Origin of the sequence: Paenibacillus sp. Soil787, assembly GCF_001429545.1 — a bacterium.
Lineage (GTDB): Bacteria > Bacillota > Bacilli > Paenibacillales > NBRC-103111 > Paenibacillus_E.
In genome coordinates this window covers 55,649-76,027 of the sequence record NZ_LMSP01000046.1, presented here as the reverse complement: position 1 = coordinate 76,027, position 20,379 = coordinate 55,649, and the positions used below count along the sequence as shown (strand labels likewise).

Annotated in this window: 19 protein-coding genes; 10 read left to right on the top strand and 9 right to left on the bottom strand. The window is 44.4% G+C overall.

Annotation, left to right across the window (positions count from 1 at the left end; genetic code table 11):
• Positions 1-8: 8 nt before the first annotated feature.
• The 4 genes from ASG93_RS30400 to ASG93_RS30385 are packed head-to-tail and all read left to right on the top strand — an operon-like array spanning position 9 to position 3,710.
• Positions 9-1,202, top strand: coding sequence for a Ger(x)C family spore germination protein (locus ASG93_RS30400; protein WP_056838332.1), 1,194 nt, complete (start codon positions 9-11; stop codon positions 1,200-1,202).
• Positions 1,203-1,207: 5 nt separating this feature from the next.
• Positions 1,208-1,450, top strand: coding sequence for a hypothetical protein (locus ASG93_RS30395; protein ID WP_056838330.1), 243 nt, complete (start codon positions 1,208-1,210; stop codon positions 1,448-1,450).
• A 29-nt stretch (positions 1,451-1,479) separates the two neighbouring features.
• Positions 1,480-2,571, top strand: a complete 1,092-nt coding sequence (locus ASG93_RS30390) for a GerAB/ArcD/ProY family transporter (RefSeq protein ID WP_056838327.1) — start codon at positions 1,480-1,482, stop codon at positions 2,569-2,571.
• 26 nt (positions 2,572-2,597) lie between these two features.
• Positions 2,598-3,710, top strand: a complete 1,113-nt coding sequence (locus ASG93_RS30385) for a GerAB/ArcD/ProY family transporter (RefSeq protein ID WP_056838325.1) — start codon at positions 2,598-2,600, stop codon at positions 3,708-3,710.
• Here ASG93_RS30385 and ASG93_RS30380 read toward each other — a convergent pair.
• The gene (locus tag ASG93_RS30380; protein ID WP_056838324.1) at positions 3,707-4,096 is read right to left on the bottom strand and encodes a DUF2809 domain-containing protein; all 390 of its coding nucleotides are present in this window, start codon (positions 4,094-4,096) and stop codon (positions 3,707-3,709) included. The two genes, ASG93_RS30385 and ASG93_RS30380, sit on opposite strands and share 4 nt — an antisense overlap.
• A gap of 107 nt (positions 4,097-4,203) precedes the next feature.
• Between ASG93_RS30380 and ASG93_RS30375 the strand changes: the two genes are divergently transcribed.
• Together ASG93_RS30375 and ASG93_RS30370 are read left to right on the top strand one after the other, a co-directional pair.
• Entirely contained in the window at positions 4,204-5,766 is a 1,563-nt protein-coding gene (locus ASG93_RS30375; RefSeq protein ID WP_056838321.1) for an SWIM zinc finger family protein, read from the top strand.
• Positions 5,763-8,693, top strand: coding sequence for a DEAD/DEAH box helicase (locus ASG93_RS30370; RefSeq protein WP_056838320.1), 2,931 nt, complete (start codon positions 5,763-5,765; stop codon positions 8,691-8,693). Before ASG93_RS30375 ends, ASG93_RS30370 begins: the two co-directional genes overlap by 4 nt.
• Before the next feature lie 506 nt (positions 8,694-9,199).
• On the opposite strand, the gene ASG93_RS30365 is transcribed toward ASG93_RS30370, so the two are convergent.
• Genes ASG93_RS30365 through ASG93_RS30355 form a run of 3 tightly spaced genes read right to left on the bottom strand, consistent with a single transcriptional unit; the run spans position 9,200 to position 10,575 of the window.
• Positions 9,200-9,757, bottom strand: a complete 558-nt coding sequence (locus ASG93_RS30365) for an SRPBCC family protein (RefSeq protein ID WP_235551018.1) — start codon at positions 9,755-9,757, stop codon at positions 9,200-9,202.
• Positions 9,758-9,800: 43 nt separating this feature from the next.
• Complete coding sequence (locus ASG93_RS30360; RefSeq protein WP_063892003.1) at positions 9,801-10,253, bottom strand: SRPBCC family protein; 453 nt, start codon at positions 10,251-10,253, stop codon at positions 9,801-9,803.
• Positions 10,237-10,575, bottom strand: a complete 339-nt coding sequence (locus ASG93_RS30355) for an ArsR/SmtB family transcription factor (RefSeq protein ID WP_063891997.1) — start codon at positions 10,573-10,575, stop codon at positions 10,237-10,239. Before ASG93_RS30355 ends, ASG93_RS30360 begins: the two co-directional genes overlap by 17 nt.
• A 261-nt stretch (positions 10,576-10,836) precedes the next feature.
• On the opposite strand from ASG93_RS30355, the gene ASG93_RS30350 reads away from it, so the two are divergent.
• On the top strand, positions 10,837-11,223 hold the full coding sequence (locus ASG93_RS30350) for a TfoX/Sxy family protein (protein ID WP_056838316.1): 387 nt from the start codon (positions 10,837-10,839) through the stop codon (positions 11,221-11,223).
• A 62-nt stretch (positions 11,224-11,285) separates the two neighbouring features.
• On the opposite strand, the gene ASG93_RS30345 is transcribed toward ASG93_RS30350, so the two are convergent.
• Both ASG93_RS30345 and ASG93_RS30340 read right to left on the bottom strand, forming a co-directional pair.
• Positions 11,286-12,293: a DUF3231 family protein gene (locus tag ASG93_RS30345; protein WP_056838313.1), complete on the bottom strand. Its 1,008-nt coding sequence runs from the start codon at positions 12,291-12,293 to the stop codon at positions 11,286-11,288.
• Positions 12,294-12,503: 210 nt separating this feature from the next.
• Complete coding sequence (locus ASG93_RS30340) at positions 12,504-14,003, bottom strand: MDR family MFS transporter (RefSeq protein ID WP_056838311.1); 1,500 nt, start codon at positions 14,001-14,003, stop codon at positions 12,504-12,506.
• A gap of 140 nt (positions 14,004-14,143) precedes the next feature.
• Here ASG93_RS30340 and ASG93_RS30335 point away from each other — a divergent pair, with 140 nt between their 5' ends.
• Positions 14,144-14,797: a TetR/AcrR family transcriptional regulator gene (locus tag ASG93_RS30335; RefSeq protein WP_056838309.1), complete on the top strand. Its 654-nt coding sequence runs from the start codon at positions 14,144-14,146 to the stop codon at positions 14,795-14,797.
• 4 nt (positions 14,798-14,801) lie between these two features.
• Positions 14,802-15,662, top strand: coding sequence for an AraC family transcriptional regulator (locus tag ASG93_RS30330; RefSeq protein ID WP_056838308.1), 861 nt, complete (start codon positions 14,802-14,804; stop codon positions 15,660-15,662).
• Positions 15,663-15,727: 65 nt separating this feature from the next.
• Here ASG93_RS30330 and ASG93_RS30325 read toward each other — a convergent pair whose 3' ends face one another.
• Positions 15,728-17,137, bottom strand: coding sequence for a HEAT repeat domain-containing protein (locus tag ASG93_RS30325; RefSeq protein ID WP_056838306.1), 1,410 nt, complete (start codon positions 17,135-17,137; stop codon positions 15,728-15,730).
• Positions 17,138-17,268: 131 nt separating this feature from the next.
• Positions 17,269-18,156 carry a sugar phosphate isomerase/epimerase family protein gene (locus ASG93_RS30320; RefSeq protein ID WP_056838304.1) on the bottom strand — a complete coding sequence of 296 codons (888 nt, stop codon included), beginning with the start codon at positions 18,154-18,156 and terminating at the stop codon, positions 17,269-17,271.
• A 132-nt stretch (positions 18,157-18,288) separates the two neighbouring features.
• Here ASG93_RS30320 and ASG93_RS30315 point away from each other — a divergent pair, with 132 nt between their 5' ends.
• Positions 18,289-19,182, top strand: coding sequence for a helix-turn-helix transcriptional regulator (locus tag ASG93_RS30315; RefSeq protein ID WP_056838302.1), 894 nt, complete (start codon positions 18,289-18,291; stop codon positions 19,180-19,182).
• Positions 19,183-19,247: 65 nt separating this feature from the next.
• Here the strand turns inward: ASG93_RS30315 and trhA are convergent, their stop codons facing one another.
• Entirely contained in the window at positions 19,248-19,892 is a 645-nt protein-coding gene (gene trhA, locus ASG93_RS30310; RefSeq protein ID WP_056838300.1) for a PAQR family membrane homeostasis protein TrhA, read from the bottom strand.
• Between the last annotated feature and the right edge of the window lie 487 nt (positions 19,893-20,379).

Genomic DNA, 20,379 nt, shown 5'->3' with positions numbered 1-20,379 from the left:
AGGCAGATGTGAAATCATGTATTCGACTAACAGCTTGCTTACTTACCATAGTCTTACTGCTAAGCGGCTGTTGGAGCCGCAGGGAGCTTAATGATCTTGCAATTGCCGAAGGAGTTGGCATCGATATTACCGATGATCAGTTTGAGCTAACCGTTCAAGTTGTAAATCCAGGTACTGTGACGAAAGCGAAAGGGGAGCATGAAATTCCCGTTATCGTATATTCTTCCAAAGGTGTCACACTGAATGAAGCTGTTAAACGATTGACCTCGTCGATTTCGAGAAAGATTTATTTCGCTCACATTCGTATTCTTGTGTTTTCTGAGGAATTAGCCAAAAAAGGGATTGTCAATTCGATGGACTACTTAATGAGAGGGAGCGAATTCCGATCTGATTTTGACGTCGTCATTGCCAGAGAAAGCTCAGCTAAGGAATTATTAAGTGTGATGACACCTCTGGAAAAAGTTCCAGCCAATTACATCTTCAACGCCCTCGAAGCGGCCAAGAAAGAATGGACATCTGGGGTAACCATTAAACTAGATCAATTATCAGATGCACTAGTAACACCAGGTAAGAGTACGGTCATATCCGGGATTCAAATTGTGGGAGATCATTCTGTTGGTACAAGCAACAAAAACATTGGTTACACCAAGCCGCCTGTACGATTAAAATACTCAGGTAATGCGATCATCAAGAAAGATAAACTGGTTGGTTGGCTGAACGAATATGAGTCTCGCGCTTATTCTGTGATTAACAACAAAGCTAAGAGATCTTCTTTACATCTGGCCTGTCCTGATGGTGGGAACATTGGCATTGATGCTGCAACCATCAAAACCAAGATTTACGCAGTTGTAAAAAACGATAAACCGGAGATTTTCATTGAAACTCGAGTAGAAGGAGATGTTTCCGATGTGGAATGTAAAATCGATTTGTTCAAAGTCGAAACTCTCGAATACTTAGATAAACAATATGTTGAGTTTGCTAAGTTGAATATGGGGAAGACCATTAAGAAAGCACAACAATTAGGTGCAGATATATTTGGTTTCGGTGAGGCCGTTCATCGTGCTGACCCAAAGTACTGGAACAAAGTAAAGAACAATTGGGAAGAGCATTTCAAGCAGCTGGAACCCCATCTGAAGTTTGATATGAAAGTGAGAGGTACGGGAACAATGGGTGATTCTGTTGTTAACGATTTGAAGGAGTAATCGTTATGTTAATTGGTATAAGTGTACTTGCGTTATCCATTCTCATTGCGTGCTATGAAATTCCAAATTTATGGAAACAAGGTTGTAAGAAGGATGTCGGGATCTACTGCACACTCATGTTGCTTGGTAATGTGTTGGCAACTCTGAAAGGAATGAATAAAGCACTACCTAATCCAGCTGACTGGATTACGTTTCTAATGGTGCCATTCACCAAATTTTTACTACAGATCGGATTATTAAAATTATGAGTATTCATCCTGCTTAAGGGAGGCGTGTCATGAATAACGAAAATATGTTATCGGCTCGTCAACTCATGATCTTGATTATTTTTTTTTCGGTGGGAACGACCATTCTTGTTGTCCCATCGATGTTAGCCGCTGAAACGAAACAAGATGCCTGGATCTCTGGTGTAATGGGCGTAGGAATTGGCTTGCTTTTCTTATGGATGTATGTGAAGTTAGCGATGATGTATCCAGATTATACGCTATTTGATATGAATGAGTATGTACTGGGGAAATGGTTAGGCAAAACAGTCACTCTCTTTATTGTCTTTATCGCAATTGTGCTGAGCGCACAGGTACTCTTCTACATTGGCTCGTTCATGACTAGACAAATTATGCCATCGACACCCGTACAAGCCATACATATACTCATGATTACTTTCGTAATCATTGGTTCAAAGCTAGGCGTAGTTATACTGGGGAGAACCGCGGAAATCTTTTTTCCGTGGATTCTTCTGTTGTTTATCCTTTTGGTGATCTTTGTAACACCGCAGACCCATTATACTAATCTGCTGCCAATTGGCGAAACAAGTATGATGTCTATAACTCGAGCATCCATTTTTATGATCGTTTATTCTTATCTTCCTATTGTCTTTACGATTTGCTTAATTTCAAGAGATGCTAAATTCCCTAAACAACTATCTAAATCATTCCTTTATGGAGGAATAACGAGTGGAAGTATGATGATTATTATAGCTTTTCTTAGCATCATGGTAATGGGACCCGACCAGTCGTCCAGACAAGTATATGCCACCTATGCATTGGCAAAGAAAATAAATGTGGGGAATTTTTTGCAGCGGATCGAAGTCACAGTTGCATTCTTGTGGTTTATTACCATTTATTTTAAATTAACGATGTATTTTCACGTAGCGATTAAAGGGATCGCCTCCCTTTTTCAAATCCAAAATTATAAATCTCTATCGACTCCAACCGGGTTTATCGTTGCTGTGCTTTCGTTAGTCGTGTATCCCAATGCTGCATATTCACATCAATGGGACAATCTGACTTGGGTACCACTCGCATTTTGCTTTGGCTTTTTGTACCCCGTCTTATTGATCGGTCTGGGCTACTTGCGTGGAAAGAGATAAATGAAGTAAACAAGGGACGTGCAGATATGATGGGGACAGATCAAATTTCGCCGCGACAATTCATGATAATCGTCATTATAGCTTCCTTTGGAACGGCTATTTTGGTTATTTCAGCAGCGGTAGTAGCTGAATCGAAGCAGGATGCATGGATGGCACAACTGGCAAGCAATGGCATTGGGGTCGTTCTTACTTGGCTTTATATGTATATTGCGAAGAAATTCTCGAAACGTTCAATTTTCGAAATAAATGATAACGTTTTTGGCAATTGGCTGGGGAAGTTCATCACACTTTTTCTTGCGTTATTGACACTGATTCTTTGCTCTCAAGTTGTTTTTTATGTAGGCAATTTTATGATCACGCAAATCATGCCGACAACTCCAATTCAAGCGATACACATTGTATTTATGCTGGTTATCATCATGGGAGCCAAGCTGGGAATGGTTGTCCTGCTAAGAACTGCAGAGATCTTCTTTCCGTGGATACTGCTATTATTTATCTTCTTCATTTTCTTTAGTATTCCTAATATGGAAGTGAATCGTCTTTTACCGATAGGGGAAGTCACTCCCCTTCCTTTCGCTCGAACTATACTAAGAATCATTAGTTATACGTTTATACCCTTGTTACTTACGGTTAGTCCCCTGCTTCATAACGTTTCTAATCTGCAGCAGGCCATGAAAGCTTATTTGTTAGGTGGGATAACAGGCGGTATCATCATGCTTATTGTCGTCATATCCTGTGTTCTGGTATTAGGGGCAAGTAATACAGCTATGCAAGTCTTTCCCACTTATGCCATGGCTCAACGAATTAGCATTGGAAATTTTTTGCAACGGATAGAAGTGATCGTGGCCTTTTTATGGCTTGTTTCCATTTACTTCAAGCTATCTTTATATTTTCACACAACGATAAAAGGCATTGCGCATGTGCTCCATTTACGCGACTACAAAATGCTTTGTTTTCCAATTGGCTTAATCATTACAGTCTTATCGCTGGTTGTATATCCAAATAAAGCATATGAAGAAAAATGGGATAACTTAACGTTTATTCCCCTTGCGCTACTTATAGGTATTGTATATCCTCTCTTGATTTTACTGATAAGTTGGATGCGAAAGTCATCCATTCGTGGTAAATCACATGACTAAATCCGCTTATCGCGCTGCAGCCAATATTTATCTATCCAAAAAGCAATTATAATCCCTATAACATATCTAAATAAATCTACCGTTAAATATCCTCTTCCAAGTATGAGCGATCCAATGACCGTATTTCTTATTTCGACTATCCAATCTGCTTGGTATAGCTGACTAAATTCAATAGCAAAGCTAAATATGACACTGATCCCTGCCGCCCAGGTTAACCTTCTCTTTACGAAAAAAAATCGAAACCCAAAATAGACCATACTTGCCCAAAGCACGTCCCCTGCATGTTTAGCAATAAAAAGAGGGATTTGGCCAGAGAACCTTCTTGAGCTTAAGCCTAATACGACGGAAATTATAATAGCTACAACATACTTTATCCGAGTATTCAAATAGAATCATCCTTCCTTTTAAATGGACTCAATTTACATTATCAGCTCCACTATTTATACTAAAAGATGATTTTGATTATTGAAAGTGGAAAAAAAGGAGCTATTCGATGAGTTCTCCCATTATAAACGATGAAGAGTGGTTGGAGCTGCTGGAATACGTAGCCGAAACTTATAATGACGTTACCCTTAGTCGAGGGTTTACTTACTTTAAACAACAGCGTGTAACTTCGCTAATCGTATCTGAGTCTCGAGTCGTTCGGGCAGTGGTGCAAGAAGAAGAATCAGGAGAAAACCGTGTCATTCTGAACTTGGACAAGCCCCACGCCAGTCAATGTAGTTGTCCAGTACCAGCCGCTTGCAAGCATATTGCAGCAGTTTGGATGGAGCTTGGGGATCGTCTTGGTTATCCCGCTATCCAAATCATGAATGCCAAACTGCATCTCAAGCGGGCAACGTCAACTACTTCCTTGGAGTCTACGCTCCTACAATTGCCCAATATGGATGTATCCGGCTGGCAGAAGTTTCTGAATCATTACACGTCTCTCATTAAGGCGACATATGATTTGGGGAATTATGTTGACATGCTGCGGATGCAATTGCAAAACATCACGAAGATCACTATTCCTTTTTCTGATTTGGATCAGATTTTTTTTGACATGCATCAGGAATTATTTATCCTTAGAAAACTAAAAGAGCAGAATGTACAAGGTGGCGTAAGTTCCTTCACGTCTTTCACACTTTACCGGGTTTACGATGAGATTCATACTTGGCTGAAACAACAATCGCCCCTCCTCGACTTTTCGGCCACCGGAGAGCGCCTTGAACAGACGTTAAGTTATATCCGACAGCAGATGGCTGAAGAATCAGGTCATAATTACCAAGATTATGGCGTCTATACCGTGCTTTGGAAACATTGGGTTGCCCCAGATCCCGAAGCAAGTCAATATGTAACTAAAGAAATAGAAGCTCTTGAGACGATGATAATGGACAGTCCCTCACCATCTCTTTCAGCCGCAAAGGCTTTCTTGTACTTGCAACAATCTAGGAGCAAAGAAGCCTGGAAGGCATTAGAAGAGAATGATAGTTTCAAAGAGGCCCCTCCCAAACTGTTTATCCCTTTCCTTGACTATCTATATAGCACCCAGAACTGGGAAGAGTTAGTGAATTGGTTAAGAAGATCAGCCTCTTTTTTCAATCAGAAAAGGACCAAAGAACTTGAAGTTTATGCCGATTATTGGACAAAAGCCATCGTGCATCTCCCTCAAGCGGAAGAACATATGTGGATCGTTCTAGAAGAGCTATTACCTTATTCGTTCCGGATTATTGAGGAAATGCTGTACGAACAAAGAAAATGGAAGCCTTGGTTAGAAATGCAGATCCTTCAGGGGCATGACCCTCTCTACCATCGTGTCAATGTCCTGCATCCGATTGAAAAGGATACACCAAAGCTGCTTTTACCCTATTATCATCAAGCAGTAGAACACTATGTCAGTTTGAAAAACCGGCATGATTACAAATTAGCAGTAAGGCTCCTCAAGCGGCTCGATAAAGTGTACAAAAAGATGAAACAAACTGAGCGATGGGAACATTTCTTTTCTGGTTTCGTGGAACGGCACAGCAGGCTGAGAGCGCTGCAAGAGGAACTGCGGAAAGGAAAGCTACTCGGATGAGCACAAAATTGCATGATATGACATTGAACGTCACCTTAACGGATAGTGGAGATGCCCTACTCTGGGGGCTCCAGGACGGACGCGATGTGCCCGGAGATAAATTTCGTAAGCTGCTGTTTGCGTGGCACGAGCCTTCTTACTATGGGACCATGCTAGATCAACAGGTAGCGGGAGAATTGACACTAACGGTCCTACCTGTGGAGATGGTGCTCCCCTTCTTCGCAGAACCCTACTTCATGGATGTCCTTCGATGGGAAGGGGGAAACGAAACCACGAAGGGACTGCTAGAAGTGGCACCGGTTCTATACCGGGAAGCTAGAGCCGGCCAATACGTACCCAATTACAGCGCATTCCGGAATGGGAACCTGGCTTGGACTTGGGATGTCGAGGCGGAGTCACTGAAAGAATTCGATTGGCATGTATTACAAAGCTTAGACGGCTTAGGAGAGGGAATGTCTGGCTTGCGTGCAACCTTCTCCGCCGTGGTTTCGGCTGAACACTATCCCAATGAAGCTGCCCTAGCTGATCTTCGGCGGGATTATCCAGCTCTATTCCGAGGGCATAAGTCAGCATCATTGTCGGCTGATGCGTTCACAGAGGAAGAATGGCTTGCATCACTGGGCTGGAGACCGGACACCGCTCCCTTCCGCCCTGCCCTTCAGCTGCTTGAACCAGACGAGAACGATGACACTTGGCGTCTACGTTTGGTCCTGCAAGATAAAAGTGAAGGCTCTGTGTTAACGCCAATTCGCCTTTATGCGGATGGACGTGCTTCAGGTACGTGGGCTAGTGAATGGAGCCCGTATATCCTGGAGCGTTCTCTTGGCTGGGCAACAAGACTAACAGAAGCATTGCCTGGGCGCAGTAGCGGCGGAGAGCTATTTGCTGAGCCATTAAGCGACGAAGCGGCTTGGTCGTTTCTGACAACGGACAGCCGCCTTTTGCTGGAAGATGGATGGAATGTCATGCTCCCCGGTTGGTGGGAGGCCGCCTCGAAGCGGAAGCCTCGGCTGCGAGCAAAGGTTTCCGCTGAAGCTGGCGGCAGAGGCGAGTCGCTGTTCGGGCTGAATTCGCTGGTCAACTTCGATTGGCGAATTGCCATAGGCAACACTGACCTGAGCGAAGCTGAATTCGCCAGTCTGCTTATCCGCAATGAACGGCTTATCCGCTTCCGTGGTCAATGGGTGATCTTGGATCCTTCTTTATTGGGGCAAATCCGGAGACTCATGGAAAGCGTGAATCCGGAAGAAGGTCTGTCTCTACAGGATATCTTTCAGCTTCACCTGTTAAGTGAATCCGAAAAGGAAAGAACCCAAAAGGAAGCTCTTACGGCGGAGGAAGAAGCGGATAATGAAGAACGGCTGAAGCTGGAAGTCGAGCTGAATGCGCACCTCTTGGCGCTGCTGCGTCAGCTTGGACAGCCTTCGGAATTAAAGGAAGTTGCTGTGCCCGCGGGACTGCGTGCTGAGCTTCGCAAGTATCAACACGAGGGCTTCACATGGCTGAGCTTCCTTAGAAAGTTCGGGCTTGGTGCCTGCTTGGCCGATGACATGGGGCTCGGCAAAACCATACAATTCATTACCTATTTACTGCATCATAGAGCAGAGTCGGAGCCCCCTGCCCTGCTCATCTGTCCCACCTCCGTGCTTGGCAACTGGCAGAAGGAGCTAGTCCGATTTGCTCCGGATTTAAAGGTTTATCTTCATTATGGGAAGGGACGTTTAAGCGGCGAGGCACTTTCTGCGGTTTTGAAGGATATGGATGTCGTCCTGACTTCCTATACGACGGCGCTGATGGATCAAGAGGCTCTGCAGGAGACCATGTGGAGTTCCCTTTGCTTAGATGAAGCCCAGAATATCAAGAATGCCCACAATAAACAATCCGCAGCGATCCGTACGCTTAAAGCTAGACACCGAATTGCGCTGACAGGAACACCTATTGAGAACCGTTTGTCCGAGCTGTGGTCGATCTACGATTTTCTTAATCCGGGTTACCTCGGGAACCAACGCGGGTTTCAACATCGATTTGCGAATCCGATCGAGAAGCACCACGATGAGGAGCGAACGGCACAGCTGCAGAAACTCGTCAAACCTTTCATGCTGCGCCGCAAAAAGAAAGATCCTGAGATCCAGCTCGATTTGCCCGATAAGCTTGAAATGAAAGTCTATATCAATCTAACAGCAGAGCAAGGAGCACTCTATGAACGATCCGTCAAGGATCTACTGGAGCGTATGCAGAAGCTGGAAGGCATGGAGCGCAAAGGAGCGATCCTAGCAGCCTTAACGCAGCTAAAGCAGCTATGCGACCACCCGATGCTGCTAACGAAGGAAGCTACACTATCGGAGGAAAATCTGCTTTCCGAGGAGAGCCGCGAAGCCTTCGTGATGCGATCTGCGAAGCTGGAGCGGCTCGTTGCCATGGTCGGTGAGCTTCGGGACGAAGGCGACTCCTGCCTGATTTTCACCCAGTACGTAGGCATGGGAAGAATATTGGCAGACGTGCTGCGGGCTGGGCGCAATGAACCGGTATTGTATCTGAACGGAAGCACGCCTAAACAAGAGCGCGATAAGATGATTGATACGTTCCAAGCCGTAGATGGTACTGGGCCGGGTATCTTCGTTCTGTCGCTGAAAGCTGGCGGAGTCGGACTCAACTTGACCGCAGCGAACCATGTGTTCCACTTTGACCGGTGGTGGAACCCTGCCGTAGAGAACCAGGCCACGGATCGTGCCTATCGGATGGGTCAGACACGCAATGTACAAGTACACAAGTTCATCTCTCTCGGCACATTGGAGGAACGAATCGACGAAATGCTCGAGAGCAAGATGAGTCTGAGCGAGAACGTGATCTCTACTTCTGAAGGCTGGATTATGGAACTCTCAAATGATGAATTGAGAGATTTGTTTGCACTTCGTAAGGAGTGGTGAGGAGTTATTGCCGATTTAAGATTGCACCTTCGAGACTGTCGATCCATTGGGAATTAGGCTGTATCTAGGCACTAATTGTTGCATTTTCTACAACATCTTCAGAGCAACCAGCAACCTCAAATGAGTATATATGACAGAATTTGGGTCTGGGCTTCGTTCTCGAGTTCGAAAAAGAGCTGCCTACATCCCTTGAGGGAACGACGATCCTCTATTTGTGCGAAATACGCCCGAATTCTCGGGTATAAGGAACGACGATTCGTTATTTCACTGTTTTGGTCCCTTAATCGTTCAGTTTTCCATCAAATAACGTCCGTACGTTCCGCTCATCCAATTTTTAGCTCATATTTCCAAAAATAGCGAATCGTAGTTCCACCATTCAACAAAACTAAGCTTTAACCAAGGCACCAACTTCATTCATTAAATAAGGGGGTAAGCTTCGCTTCCTCCTTATCCAAAACAAATAAGAAACGGTACTCGTTCCAAAAGAACGAATACCGTTTTTTATATTACGCTAGGTACTTCTTAAGCGGTTCCCAATAGTTGGTATGCCAGCCTGGAGCCAGGTGAGCTTCTTGTCCTTCAGGAAATCCGGTATGACTAAAGATTAGGCGGGTTTCCGCGCCTTGCTCTTCCAATTCGAACTTCACTAGAGAATATACGCCTTCTTCCCAATTCGCGACACGCCACGCCTGAACGATTCGCTTGTTTGGCTCTAACTCAATATTTTTCCCTACGATCATCCCTCCGAAGCAGGAGAATGAACCGCCAGCCTCCGGAGTTATTTCTGTAGGAGCTCCTCCCGAGACTTTGCTAAACTGTGCAGCATCGGTCAATGCTTCATAAACGCGGTTCGGGCTTGCTGCGAACACAACCTCCTGATGAATGGAAGAAGAATCGCCTAATTGCTTATCTTTTCCCATCAACCATTGTGTAATCTGCTCTACAGACATGCTTTTCAACATATCAGCGTGATCGTGAATGGCATGATGCCACATCTTTGCCTCTACTTCGTACCGGTTTTCCTCTTCTACTTTAAACCCACAATCGCAAGCTAATGTCGTCATTGTCTTCCATCTCCCCATAAGCTTTTTTTATGAAACGTAATTTTTAATGCATGGCCTTAACAGACCACGGATCTATACCAGGATCTCCACCCTCAGCCAACGTTTGGAGTCGAGCTGTATAGTGCATCCAACCTTCTGTATGGGCGGCGACTTCTTCGACCGGCAAATCGTAGTGAGTTAATAACAGAACAGTTCCTTTGTCTTTAGCTGTGAATGTAAATTCGAGCGTGCTTGAACCAGGTGGAACCACCTTGGACTTCTCCCAGCCCCAAGACATAACGATTTTCTCGTTAGGAATAATCTCTTTATACTCCCCCATCGCAATATCCGATCCATTAACATCGATCCGATATTTCCCTCCAACGCTTGGCTGGAGCAGAATATGTCTGCCCATCCAACGAACCATCTTCTCAGGGTCTGTAAAAAAGGAGAATAAGATCTCCGGACGGCAATCGATAAACATCTCTTTCCTAATTGTATCACTGGTCTGATTCATTTGATTCACGGTTACGCTGTCTCCTCTCTTCTTCTTCTGCGGCTTCCTTCAATAGCAGTAGACTATCATCCCAGAAACGGTCAATGTACGCTTTCAGATCAGCAAAACCTTCCCTCCTCATACGATAATACCGCTTGGTTCCCTCTCTCCGAACCACAAGTAGTCCGGATTCCTCAAGAACCTTAAGATGTTGTGATACTGCTGGTGCCGAAATGTCAAAATGGGACGCGATGGAGCTAGATGTAAGCTCTCCATCACGTACGAGATATAAGATATCTCTGCGTCTAGGCTCTACGATGGCTTGGATCACTTTTTCGATCATGAAGTTAATTTAGCATATACTTAATTAAGTGTCAACTTAACTAATAAAACTATTTAAGTTGACACTTACATAAGTGATTGCTAAAATACGAGTGTCAACAACGACTACGGTAAGGAAATTCATTATGTACTTAAAGTAGTTGACTATGTACCCGAGCATTGATGCTGATGCAATCGATTAAAGGTCCGTTTCCGATGAAACTTGAAACGCCTTAAGTCCATTATAGAAAAATAATAAATCAAATTGAGGGGAGTTTTCTTTATGTCCATGCCTCGTCCTGATGAGGAGATGAAACAATTTTTCGCAGCTGTTATGCCCAGCGATCCTCATATTCATATTCGTCCTATGTTCGGCAATCTAGCCGGTTTTATTAATGGCAACATGTTCGTAGGACTTTACGGACAGCAGATCTTTATCCGTCTGCCGGAAGATGAGCGTTCTCGCCTTGTCGAGCAAGAAGGAGCCTCGTTATTTTCTCCCATGCCAGGCAAACCGATGAAGGAATATGTTACGTTACCGGAGCAGTGGCGGGAAACGCCTGATACCATCACAACATGGATCGAGCAATCCTTACAATGGGTCTCAGCGATGCCAGAGAAGATTCCTGCGAAGAAAAAACCGAGCACGAAAAAGAGTAAAGACGTATAGCTGATCTATACTGACATACCAAAGACCATCCATTACAATGGATGGTCTTTTTATATCACCGCTTATAAGGATAGTAGCGCATTACGTTCAATCGCACCCGGCATTTTTTCCATCCATTCGTTCTTTATCATAAGTTCTGCACCGTCGTCCGCGTAGGTTCCGATTTCACCAACTAGCCGAAGGTATACCGTTATCAAATCTCTCTTCATGCTTGCCGCAAGAGAAGCTCCATAGTTCCCTATTCCTAGCGCTGAAAGAAAAACCGTATGGTAGAGCATTAGCTTATCGGAAAATGGGGACTCCTTAGAATTCGAAATTTCTGTTTCCCACGTCGTGGGTGCCGGCAGCTGGTCATCGCGTAATAACGCGCTGAATACTTCGACATGCTTCGAGGAGATATCTCTGCCGCGCACGATATATTCAATGACTTCTTTGGTTTTAGCCACTTGAGAGAAACCTAACATCAACGCCTTACCTATGCTGTTCTTCATAATATTCAAATAAATGTTCGTGATTTCCGCTGCAATTAAGGGTCTACGATCACCCAGCAGTCCATTTAACCAACTTTCTTTGTGTACATACTCAACTGAATCCGGATACGGGATGAAAGGACTCCTAAGGAAAATTCCTTTAGATTGCAGAATAGCCGTAGATCTCTCTAGCAATTCAGCCGTAGTCTTTAGATTGTTTTGGAAGAATGCGCGAATATCCTGTCTCGAACTGCTTGCTAATGCCATTCCATAAGTAACAGTGCCCGCAATTCCCATATGTCTGAGATAAAGAAGCATATAAACATCTGAAAATAGTCTTGGCGCATTTAGGTTGACATCCTTATCAGTAAAGGCAAGAGGGATAGGGAACTGCTCGACTTTAAATAGCTTATTAGTAAATTCCATATGTTCTATTGTCAATCCAAGCGCAAATTCGATGACTGGTTTTACTTCATCATCCTCAACAGTTTGCAAGAAATGTTTAAGCACGCAATTGACCATACTGTCACTTAAATATCCTCCCCATAGAGGCGCGATATCACCAGAAGTTAGTTGAATATGGAGCTCATCTTGACTCATTGTATTGCCTCCTAAAATGATGTTTTCGCTATTCTTTAGAATTCCATAAATACCAACTTCTATGTACCAAAGGATAAACGACTCCATCGTCCTTCAGGGACGAGCACGTTTGTCAAGACTGATGACGCGAAGTGTAATAAAACTTATACTTCTTATGTACAAAAAAAGCCTACCGATGATTCGGTAAGCTTCCTGTACGATTGTTCATATCTAGTGTAGTCCTTCTAACGCGACTTCTTGTTTCACAGCCTCATTAGGCTGTGTCTTGTCACGGCGAAGGAACAAGCCTAAGAATATCCCGCAGATCGCAATAAATAGCATCACGTGGAAAGTCTGGCCGAACGCATCAGGTGCTACAGCGAGCATAGCCTTTTGCTTATCAGCAGGACTGTTTATTAGAATGTTCTTTGCAGCAATGGAAGAGTTTACGTGCGAAGAGAGAATTGTCACCAAGGTAGCAACTGCGAATGAGTTGATAACCTGCTGCATGGCACTAGTTAAAGAAGTAACTCGACTTACTAAATCATGCGGAGCCTTCTTAATAAGATGTGAATTAAGCGGCATCATCATAAGTCCCATACCAGAGCCAGCCATAATAAGCGGTAAAATTAAGTCATGTCCTTCTGTCGTAAGATTTACATGCGAATATTGAAAGATCGCGCCGGAAACAAGACTGAGCCCAACGACGACCAACCAGCGAACACCGATTTTATCAAATAAGTAACCGCCAATCGGCATCATGACGGCCGAAGCTAACGCTTGCGGGAATAACGTCATCCCCGTGTCGAAAGCACCGTACCCGCGGGCTTGCTGAAGAAATTGCGGAAGCAGGAAAATGGCTCCGAACAAGCAGAATTGCAGTACCCACTGTACGAAAATACCGAAGGAAAAATCAACAGATCGGAACACTCTCAACTCGAGCAGAGGGAGTTTGGATTTAAGTTCCACAATGATAAAGGCGATCAAGGCGACAGCTCCGATGATGATGCCCCAAAGCGTTTTATCGGAAGTCCAGCTCTCAGCACCTTGTGTGATCCCATAGGATAAGGATGCAAAAGCAATGGGCCCTATAATCATACCCGGTAAATCAAAACCAGCTACCTTCTTACGAGCAACAGCCGGCAGCTTCCATAGTCCGAAGATAAAGCTGAAAATACCGACGGGAAGATTAATTAAGAAAATCCAATGCCAGGAATGGTACTCAACCAGCCATCCCGATAAGATAGGCCCTATCGCAGGCGCCAGCAAAATAGGCACACCCAACATCCCCATCACTTGACCTATTTTGTTCGGTGGACTTAACCGAAATACGTATGCCATAGCAACAGGCATAACGAATCCGCCGCCTAAACCTTGAAGGATACGGAAAACAATCAACCACTCCGCATTGTTCGGTGTAGCACATAAAACCGATGCTACAGTGAAAAGAACAACCGAGGTGAGGAATACATTCTTCGCCCCAAATCGATCGGATAGCCATCCCGCTAGCGGAATGACGGCCGCGGTCGCCAGCATATAACCTGTTACGGTCCATTGAATGGTCGGTAAATCCGTTTTAAAATCGATGACCAGCTTCGACAATGCCACATTCATCGCAGTCGTATCGAGAATAACCATAAAAATACCCGATATGATAGCAATGAGCGGTACCAGAATACTCGTAATCTTAAACTCTGGCTCCGCTTCACCGGATGTTATTGGTTTACTCATGCCCGTGTTCCTCCTTCACAATATCTACTTCATCGTGCTACAATAGTAACGGACAATTGTCCGCATCATCATATTACGGACAATTGTCCGGAATGTCAATTATTTCTTTTGTTAAGCTTGTTCTTATAGGAGGAGCACATGTGAAACATCCAGATACCAATGAGAATTCATTATATAGTCAAGATATGAAAGCCATTCCACCTTGCGGTCGACGCGAAGAACGCGATTCAGAGTATCGACGGCGTATTCTTACATCTGCCAAAAGCCTATTCGAAACCAATCAAATTGAATCCGTTACCATGCACCAGATTGCCAAAGAGTCGGGCGTGGGTCAAGGTATTCTTTATCGCCGTTACGCCCATATTGGCGAGGTTTGCAGCGATCTGCTTCGTTCAACAACCTCCCAGTTTATTGCTTCTCTTGAAGCTAGTATTGCCGATCCCGGTCCCGAGGTAACAGCTATGAACCAATTGTCGGACACGATCGTTCGAATTATTGATTTTGTGGACGGTAAAGCTTCTTTACTGTCCGTCATCAACACCATATATACCGACAAACATAGCTTCTATTTGCACAAAAAGCCCATTTATGTTCGACTTCACAACCTTCTCGCTCCATTGATAACTCGTGCCGTTCAACAAGAGGAGATTGGACCGATCGATGTCACTTTGACCGTTAACACCATACTTGCCTCGCTAACGCCAGAACAGTACTTGTATCATCGAGAAATTCTGGGCTATACCAAACAGCAATTTATTGAGGGCATTTGCCGACTCTTCGTGAAAGGAATGTGAGCCTATGAGAATTGATATGAATCCTAGCCAGCTCACCTTCTGGAAGAAATACATGGCTAAAGCGAAGCTTGATTTATCCTATGCTGCTTACACTAAGGTACAGAAATCCTGGAACGATGAGAACGCTTCCTGTCCGTTTAATCGCTTGTATTTTATTATCGAGGGAGAAGGTTTTGTCAAAGTTGGGGATAAGACTTATTATCCGAAACCAGGTGAACTTTATCTGCTCCCAGCGGGGAGTGATCAAGCTTACGGAACCATAAGTGATCACACTTTCGGGAAATACTGGTGTCATTTCACAGCCAAAATCGGGGATTTGGATCTCTTTCAGATTTTGCAAACATCCGCTTACATTACGATTAAAGATCCGGAAGCATTACAAAGAAAATTCGAACAACTGATAGAATATCATAAAAGTGAAGGATTAACTTCCGCTTTTAGAGTCAATGCGATTATAAGTGAATTCATTGCCGAATTCATTGAACAAAGTGAAACCGTCAAGTTCAATCTTGCTTCTACCCCTACTTTCGAGAAAATGAATAGTGTGCTGCACTATATGGAACAGCATATTGCTGACAACGTATCCGTAGATACATTATCCCAAATTGCGCACTATCACCCTAACTACTTTATTAATGCCTTTAAACAATTTACGGGTTATTCACCGATTCAATATATGAACCATTTACGCTCAGAAAAAGCCAAGGATCTACTCATGATGACGGAATTAAATGTTTCACAAATCGCTGATTCGTTGGGAATGGAATTATCGTATTTTTCCCGCATGTTCCGAGAACAAACGGGTTTTACACCAACTTCTTTCCGTGATTTGAAACCGAAAATGCTCGATTACAACGAACTGTGATGAAATAATACAGCACAAAGAGGGCAAAAGTTAATTTGCCCTCTTTCTCAATCTATTTTGCGCGTTTACGGGTAGAACGCATTAGTCTTTGTCGTTGTCGGGCACCAGCGGGAATTAAGCAGAAACTTAATAAGCGTATTCTTCGCCCGTTCCGTGCCGATATAATGCAGAGATTCGGCAGCATGAGCACGAACATATCTGTTCTCATCATCCAATGCAATTTCCAACTGGGGCACTGCTGCTTCCGCCTGAGAGCCTAATCGTGACAAGGATAAACTTGCCATGAAGCGAACTTGCGCGTTCTCATCTTGTAAGCACCTACCTAAGCTTGACACGATGTCATTCAGCGGTGTGTCCATGAATCCAAGTGCATCTACTACGGCGCAGCGGACACGATCAGCTGGATGCTCGAGCAGCTTGATGAAGGTAGGAACGGCTCCTGCCGCTAAGCCTCTTAATTCACCAAGAGCAAAGACCGCATGCGTAACGATTTCAATATTCTCATGATGCAAAGCAGCAATTAGCCCGTTAACGGCCTCGCTTCCTGCAACGGATAATCCATAAGCGGAAATTCGCGATACTTGGCTATTCTCGCTAGTTAATCCTTCGAGCAAAGCGTCCACACCCTGCTGCCCTCTTCGTGCCAGATCATAGGCCGCATTGATGGCTAACGGTTCAAAACCTTCCAACTTAGCGGCTAACTCCTTAATCTGATCCGGATCTGATGCAGCTGTTCCTGCCAGACTGCCAACTTTTCCAGACAACCAGTTCCAAGTTTCTTCCCACATCAAGTCATGCTCGGCTATTGGCAAATGTAAGTTGGCTGGCTTCCTCCATGCTGCCTCTTGGTTATTCCAACTAGGTGCTTGCGGAAGCTCTGTACGCATGAATTCAAATTTCAGCATGTAGCGCGGCTGTCCTAACACATTAGGCGTGGAACGATGCCAGATGTCATAGTGAATCAGTGCAAAGGTACCCGCCTCGCCGCTTGCTAAAACTTCCCCTTCATGTTCACTCGATTCAAAAGTCCGAGTCTGGTAATTTTGCGTGCCCGGCATAACGCCTGTTGGTCCTAATTCCACAGGCGTATCCTGTGGGAAATACATAATCATTGCCCAATTGGGGTGATGATTGCGCATTCTATCATAGCCCCAATAGCTGTCCTTATGCCAGCCTCCAGCCGTCGCTGAGGCATTGAAATGCCCATGTCTATGTGCATGCATCATATAGTTCTGCCCTAATACGCTTGTTAATGCACCTGTCACAACAGGGTGATCGAATACTTTTTGCAGCTCACGAATGCGGGGTAGTAAATTATTGCCGGGATTCCCCTCTTCCGCATAAACCGTGTTTAATTGTTCCAGAAGATTGCTGTGAAACTCATTCGAAAAATCGGTTTTGAGTATTAAACATCCGTTTGTAATAAATTCTCTCATTTGCTCATCTGTCAATAATAAAGGCGTGTTTTCCTGCATGGCTGTCAGCCTCCTTGGCTTTGAATGAATGCGGTAACAATGACCTTATTATAAGAAAGATGTCTCTGACTAAAAATAGACGATCTTAATCAGAGCTAGCACAAAACTAAGATGGAAAATGAGACGACTCATTAAACAGGGTTTGGAATGTAATCTCCGCCACGGCAGCGTTTTAAATAGTTCAAAGCATGCACCTGACCCGTCATCTCGAGCTCACCACGGTAGACGGGATCATGCCAGCCTTCAATGTCGATTGTACCTTGATAGCCTGCCTGACGCAGAATCGTAATAATATCGGACCAATTCGTGTCCCCAAAGCCAGGTGTACGGTGCCAAACGAACTCTTGGCTCCCATGAACCCCATATTCCCGAACAATATCCCACGCAATTGTCGCATCTTTGCCGTGGACGTGGAACACTTTATCGACCCATTTGCGTAACTGCGGAATCGGATCGATCAGACTGACCATCTGATGGCAGGGCTCCCACTCCAGACCCATGTTGTCAGCCGGTACGGCATTAAACATTAGACTCCAGGCAGTTGGGTTATGGGCAATGTTCCAATCTCCTGTCTTCCACGTTCCGCCCATATCACAATTCTCGAAAGCAAGCCGCACACCGCGATCAGCAGCTCTGCGAGAAAGCTCGCCAAACACTTCCTTGAACTTCGGTATTGACTCTTCAATTGGACAATCCGGAATGCGGCCGGTGAAACCGTTTACGATATCGGTACCAAAGAGATGTGCATGATCAATAAGCCGCTCCCAGCTCGCAAGTGTATCTTTATTATCACCTGTTCCAGTGAGTGGATTTCCGAATACACCAATTGTAGATATGATGGCGTCGTTCTCTGCCACAATGTCGGCTACCCGCTTTGCTGTTTCTTTGAGATCGATATTCCCTGTTGTTTGCCAAAAGGATAAACTGTAGGATTCAAATCCGTGCTTGGCAATTTGGGGGATGATGCGAACGGCATCTCCGCCGCCAACTAAAGTACCCACTCTAAGCTTCTTATTCATGATTGAATATCACTCCTATATTGGTATAAGATTAATGAATATGATCATTATAACTAGGAATATAGACAATTTCTCTATCCTATCTTGCTCCAAATAGGTCTTATCTTGATGCTTAGGAAAGTGAGGCAGCTCATGACGTACCCGCAAGATTTAATGGAAAAGACACCACACTGGGATAGCAGCTATCCCATCCGTTTTTACCGAAACCGACCGCAGACGACCGCTAAAGACGATAACATTCTGTATCTTCATTGGCATGAACATTTCGAGATCATTGATATGCTGGTTGGCAAAGCGATATTTCATATAGATAGCCGTCCTTATGAGGCCAACGCTGGCGACCTGCTATTCGTACCAGCCGGAGCTTTGCATGTTGGCTATAACGCAGCGGATGAAGCAATGGAGTATATCGCTGTCGTTTTTAATGCTTCCTTACTGCGAGTGATGCATCCAGATCCTGTGCACGAACGGTATATTCTCCCGTTTCTAGACGGACGAGTTCCAATGCCTGCCCAATTATTTGCTGAGGATGAACTTGCTGCTCCTTATCGTCGACTCATCCGTGAATCTACGGCTGAATTCGAGAATCAAAATGCCGCGTACGAGCTCGTCATCAAACATAACTTTCAGCTGCTATTCGCTCTGTTATCTAGGCATTTTTTACCGGAGAAGTTCATAGATAAGCCAGCTCCTGCCCGTCATTCGGAATCTTTCAAACCGTTAATCCAGCATATAGAATCCCATATTGCCGAGCCTTTGTCGGTTGAGCAGGCCGCACGGATGGTGAATCTGAACCCTTACCATTTCTGCAAAACATTCAAGAAGCTAACCGGACGTACCTTCGTAGATTATATGAACTGGCTTCGAATCAACGAAGCTGATCGTTTACTTCGTGAAACCGAATGCACCGTAACCGAAATCGCCGAGCGTATTGGCTGCGGTAACGCTAACTATTTTACGAAGTTATACAAGAAATATAAGAATTTCCCGCCTTCTGACGTTCGGCGAAGACGGGCCAACAAATGACCTAGCTTATAATTCAAGGTACTAGGCAGATGTCAGCCTGCCGGACACTAAGCTTATTTTCACCCTTACAAAACGGCAGGCATCACATATGCATACACAGCTATAAAGTGGCAGCTGCTTCCCGCAAGCACAAACAAATGCCAAATCGTATGGTGATATTTTAACCTTTTCCAAAGAAAGAACGGCACGCCAATGCAGTAAAAAGCGACTCCGAACATTAACCAAGCAAGAGCCATGGAGGGAAGAAGATCACTTAGCGGGCCGATTAATGAAACCATGAAGCCACCCATCAACAAGTACATAATAAGGCCCCAAGGCATAAAACTCCTAATGATCAAATGAACATAGCGGACACCTCCCAGAGCGAGAACCCATATCATCAGCAGCAAAGTGTACCCTAGCGTTCCTTGCAGGGTAATCAGCAGGAATGGCGTATACGAACCCGCAATGGCAATAAAAATAGCCGCGTGGTCCATGATTTCAAAGCGTTCACCCCACTTCTTCGATCGAGAGCAATGCAGCAGGGTCGAGGATAAATACAGCAGGCAAAAAGATACCCCATAAATCGCATTACTAACGATATAGGCAAGATCTTCGAACAGAACGGAACGTTGTAAAAGTAAAAAAAGACCGAAGGCACTTAGCGCCGCGCCCAAGCCGTGGCTTAATGCGTTTAGCCGTTCTTCCCTTAGAGCTATGCTATCTTCCATACGTAGGCTCACTCCTTTCTGCTTAGTCCCTAGTTTTTCCTAATGTGAAGCCTACTATGTAATTACTCTGCCCTGTTAATTTAAAAAAGACCTTCAGGGAAGATATCCTGATGGTCCTATGTGGCAACAAGGATAAACGACTCCGTCGTCCTTTTGGGGCGAGCACGTTTGTCAAGTCTGATGACGCGAAGTGTAATAAAAATTTATACTTTCTGCCCTGAAAATTAAAAATTTTCATTCATCAGTGGTGCCGCAACGCGGCATGTCGAGGAGAACTATTATTCAAGAGCCAAAATAACTGCGAAAGTGCAGGTATTTTGCTAGAAAATCGTTTGAATAGAGGAAAAGCCTGCAAATATGCTGGAATTTTCAGCTTTACCACCTTGAAATTAAAAAAAGACCGAAAAAGCCTGCACAATTGCAGGAATTTACGAATTGGAGATAATCGAAGAAAAAAAGCATGTATAATTGCAGGCTTATCACAACC

Coding starts and splice junctions, on each gene's coding strand:
- ASG93_RS30390 (WP_056838327.1), top strand. CDS start 1,480: ATGAATAACGAAAATATGTTATCGGCTCGTCAACTCATGATCTTGATT.
- ASG93_RS30350 (WP_056838316.1), top strand. CDS start 10,837: ATGTCCATGCCTCGTCCTGATGAGGAGATGAAACAATTTTTCGCAGCT.
- ASG93_RS30360 (WP_063892003.1), bottom strand. CDS start 10,253: ATGAATCAGACCAGTGATACAATTAGGAAAGAGATGTTTATCGATTGC.
- ASG93_RS30355 (WP_063891997.1), bottom strand. CDS start 10,575: ATGATCGAAAAAGTGATCCAAGCCATCGTAGAGCCTAGACGCAGAGAT.
- trhA (WP_056838300.1), bottom strand. CDS start 19,892: ATGGAAGATAGCATAGCTCTAAGGGAAGAACGGCTAAACGCATTAAGC.
- ASG93_RS30315 (WP_056838302.1), top strand. CDS start 18,289: ATGACGTACCCGCAAGATTTAATGGAAAAGACACCACACTGGGATAGC.
- ASG93_RS30325 (WP_056838306.1), bottom strand. CDS start 17,137: ATGCAGGAAAACACGCCTTTATTATTGACAGATGAGCAAATGAGAGAA.
- ASG93_RS30330 (WP_056838308.1), top strand. CDS start 14,802: ATGAGAATTGATATGAATCCTAGCCAGCTCACCTTCTGGAAGAAATAC.
- ASG93_RS30365 (WP_235551018.1), bottom strand. CDS start 9,757: ATGACGACATTAGCTTGCGATTGTGGGTTTAAAGTAGAAGAGGAAAAC.
- ASG93_RS30375 (WP_056838321.1), top strand. CDS start 4,204: ATGAGTTCTCCCATTATAAACGATGAAGAGTGGTTGGAGCTGCTGGAA.
- ASG93_RS30345 (WP_056838313.1), bottom strand. CDS start 12,293: ATGAGTCAAGATGAGCTCCATATTCAACTAACTTCTGGTGATATCGCG.
- ASG93_RS30370 (WP_056838320.1), top strand. CDS start 5,763: ATGAGCACAAAATTGCATGATATGACATTGAACGTCACCTTAACGGAT.
- ASG93_RS30385 (WP_056838325.1), top strand. CDS start 2,598: ATGATGGGGACAGATCAAATTTCGCCGCGACAATTCATGATAATCGTC.
- ASG93_RS30320 (WP_056838304.1), bottom strand. CDS start 18,156: ATGAATAAGAAGCTTAGAGTGGGTACTTTAGTTGGCGGCGGAGATGCC.
- ASG93_RS30340 (WP_056838311.1), bottom strand. CDS start 14,003: ATGAGTAAACCAATAACATCCGGTGAAGCGGAGCCAGAGTTTAAGATT.
- ASG93_RS30395 (WP_056838330.1), top strand. CDS start 1,208: ATGTTAATTGGTATAAGTGTACTTGCGTTATCCATTCTCATTGCGTGC.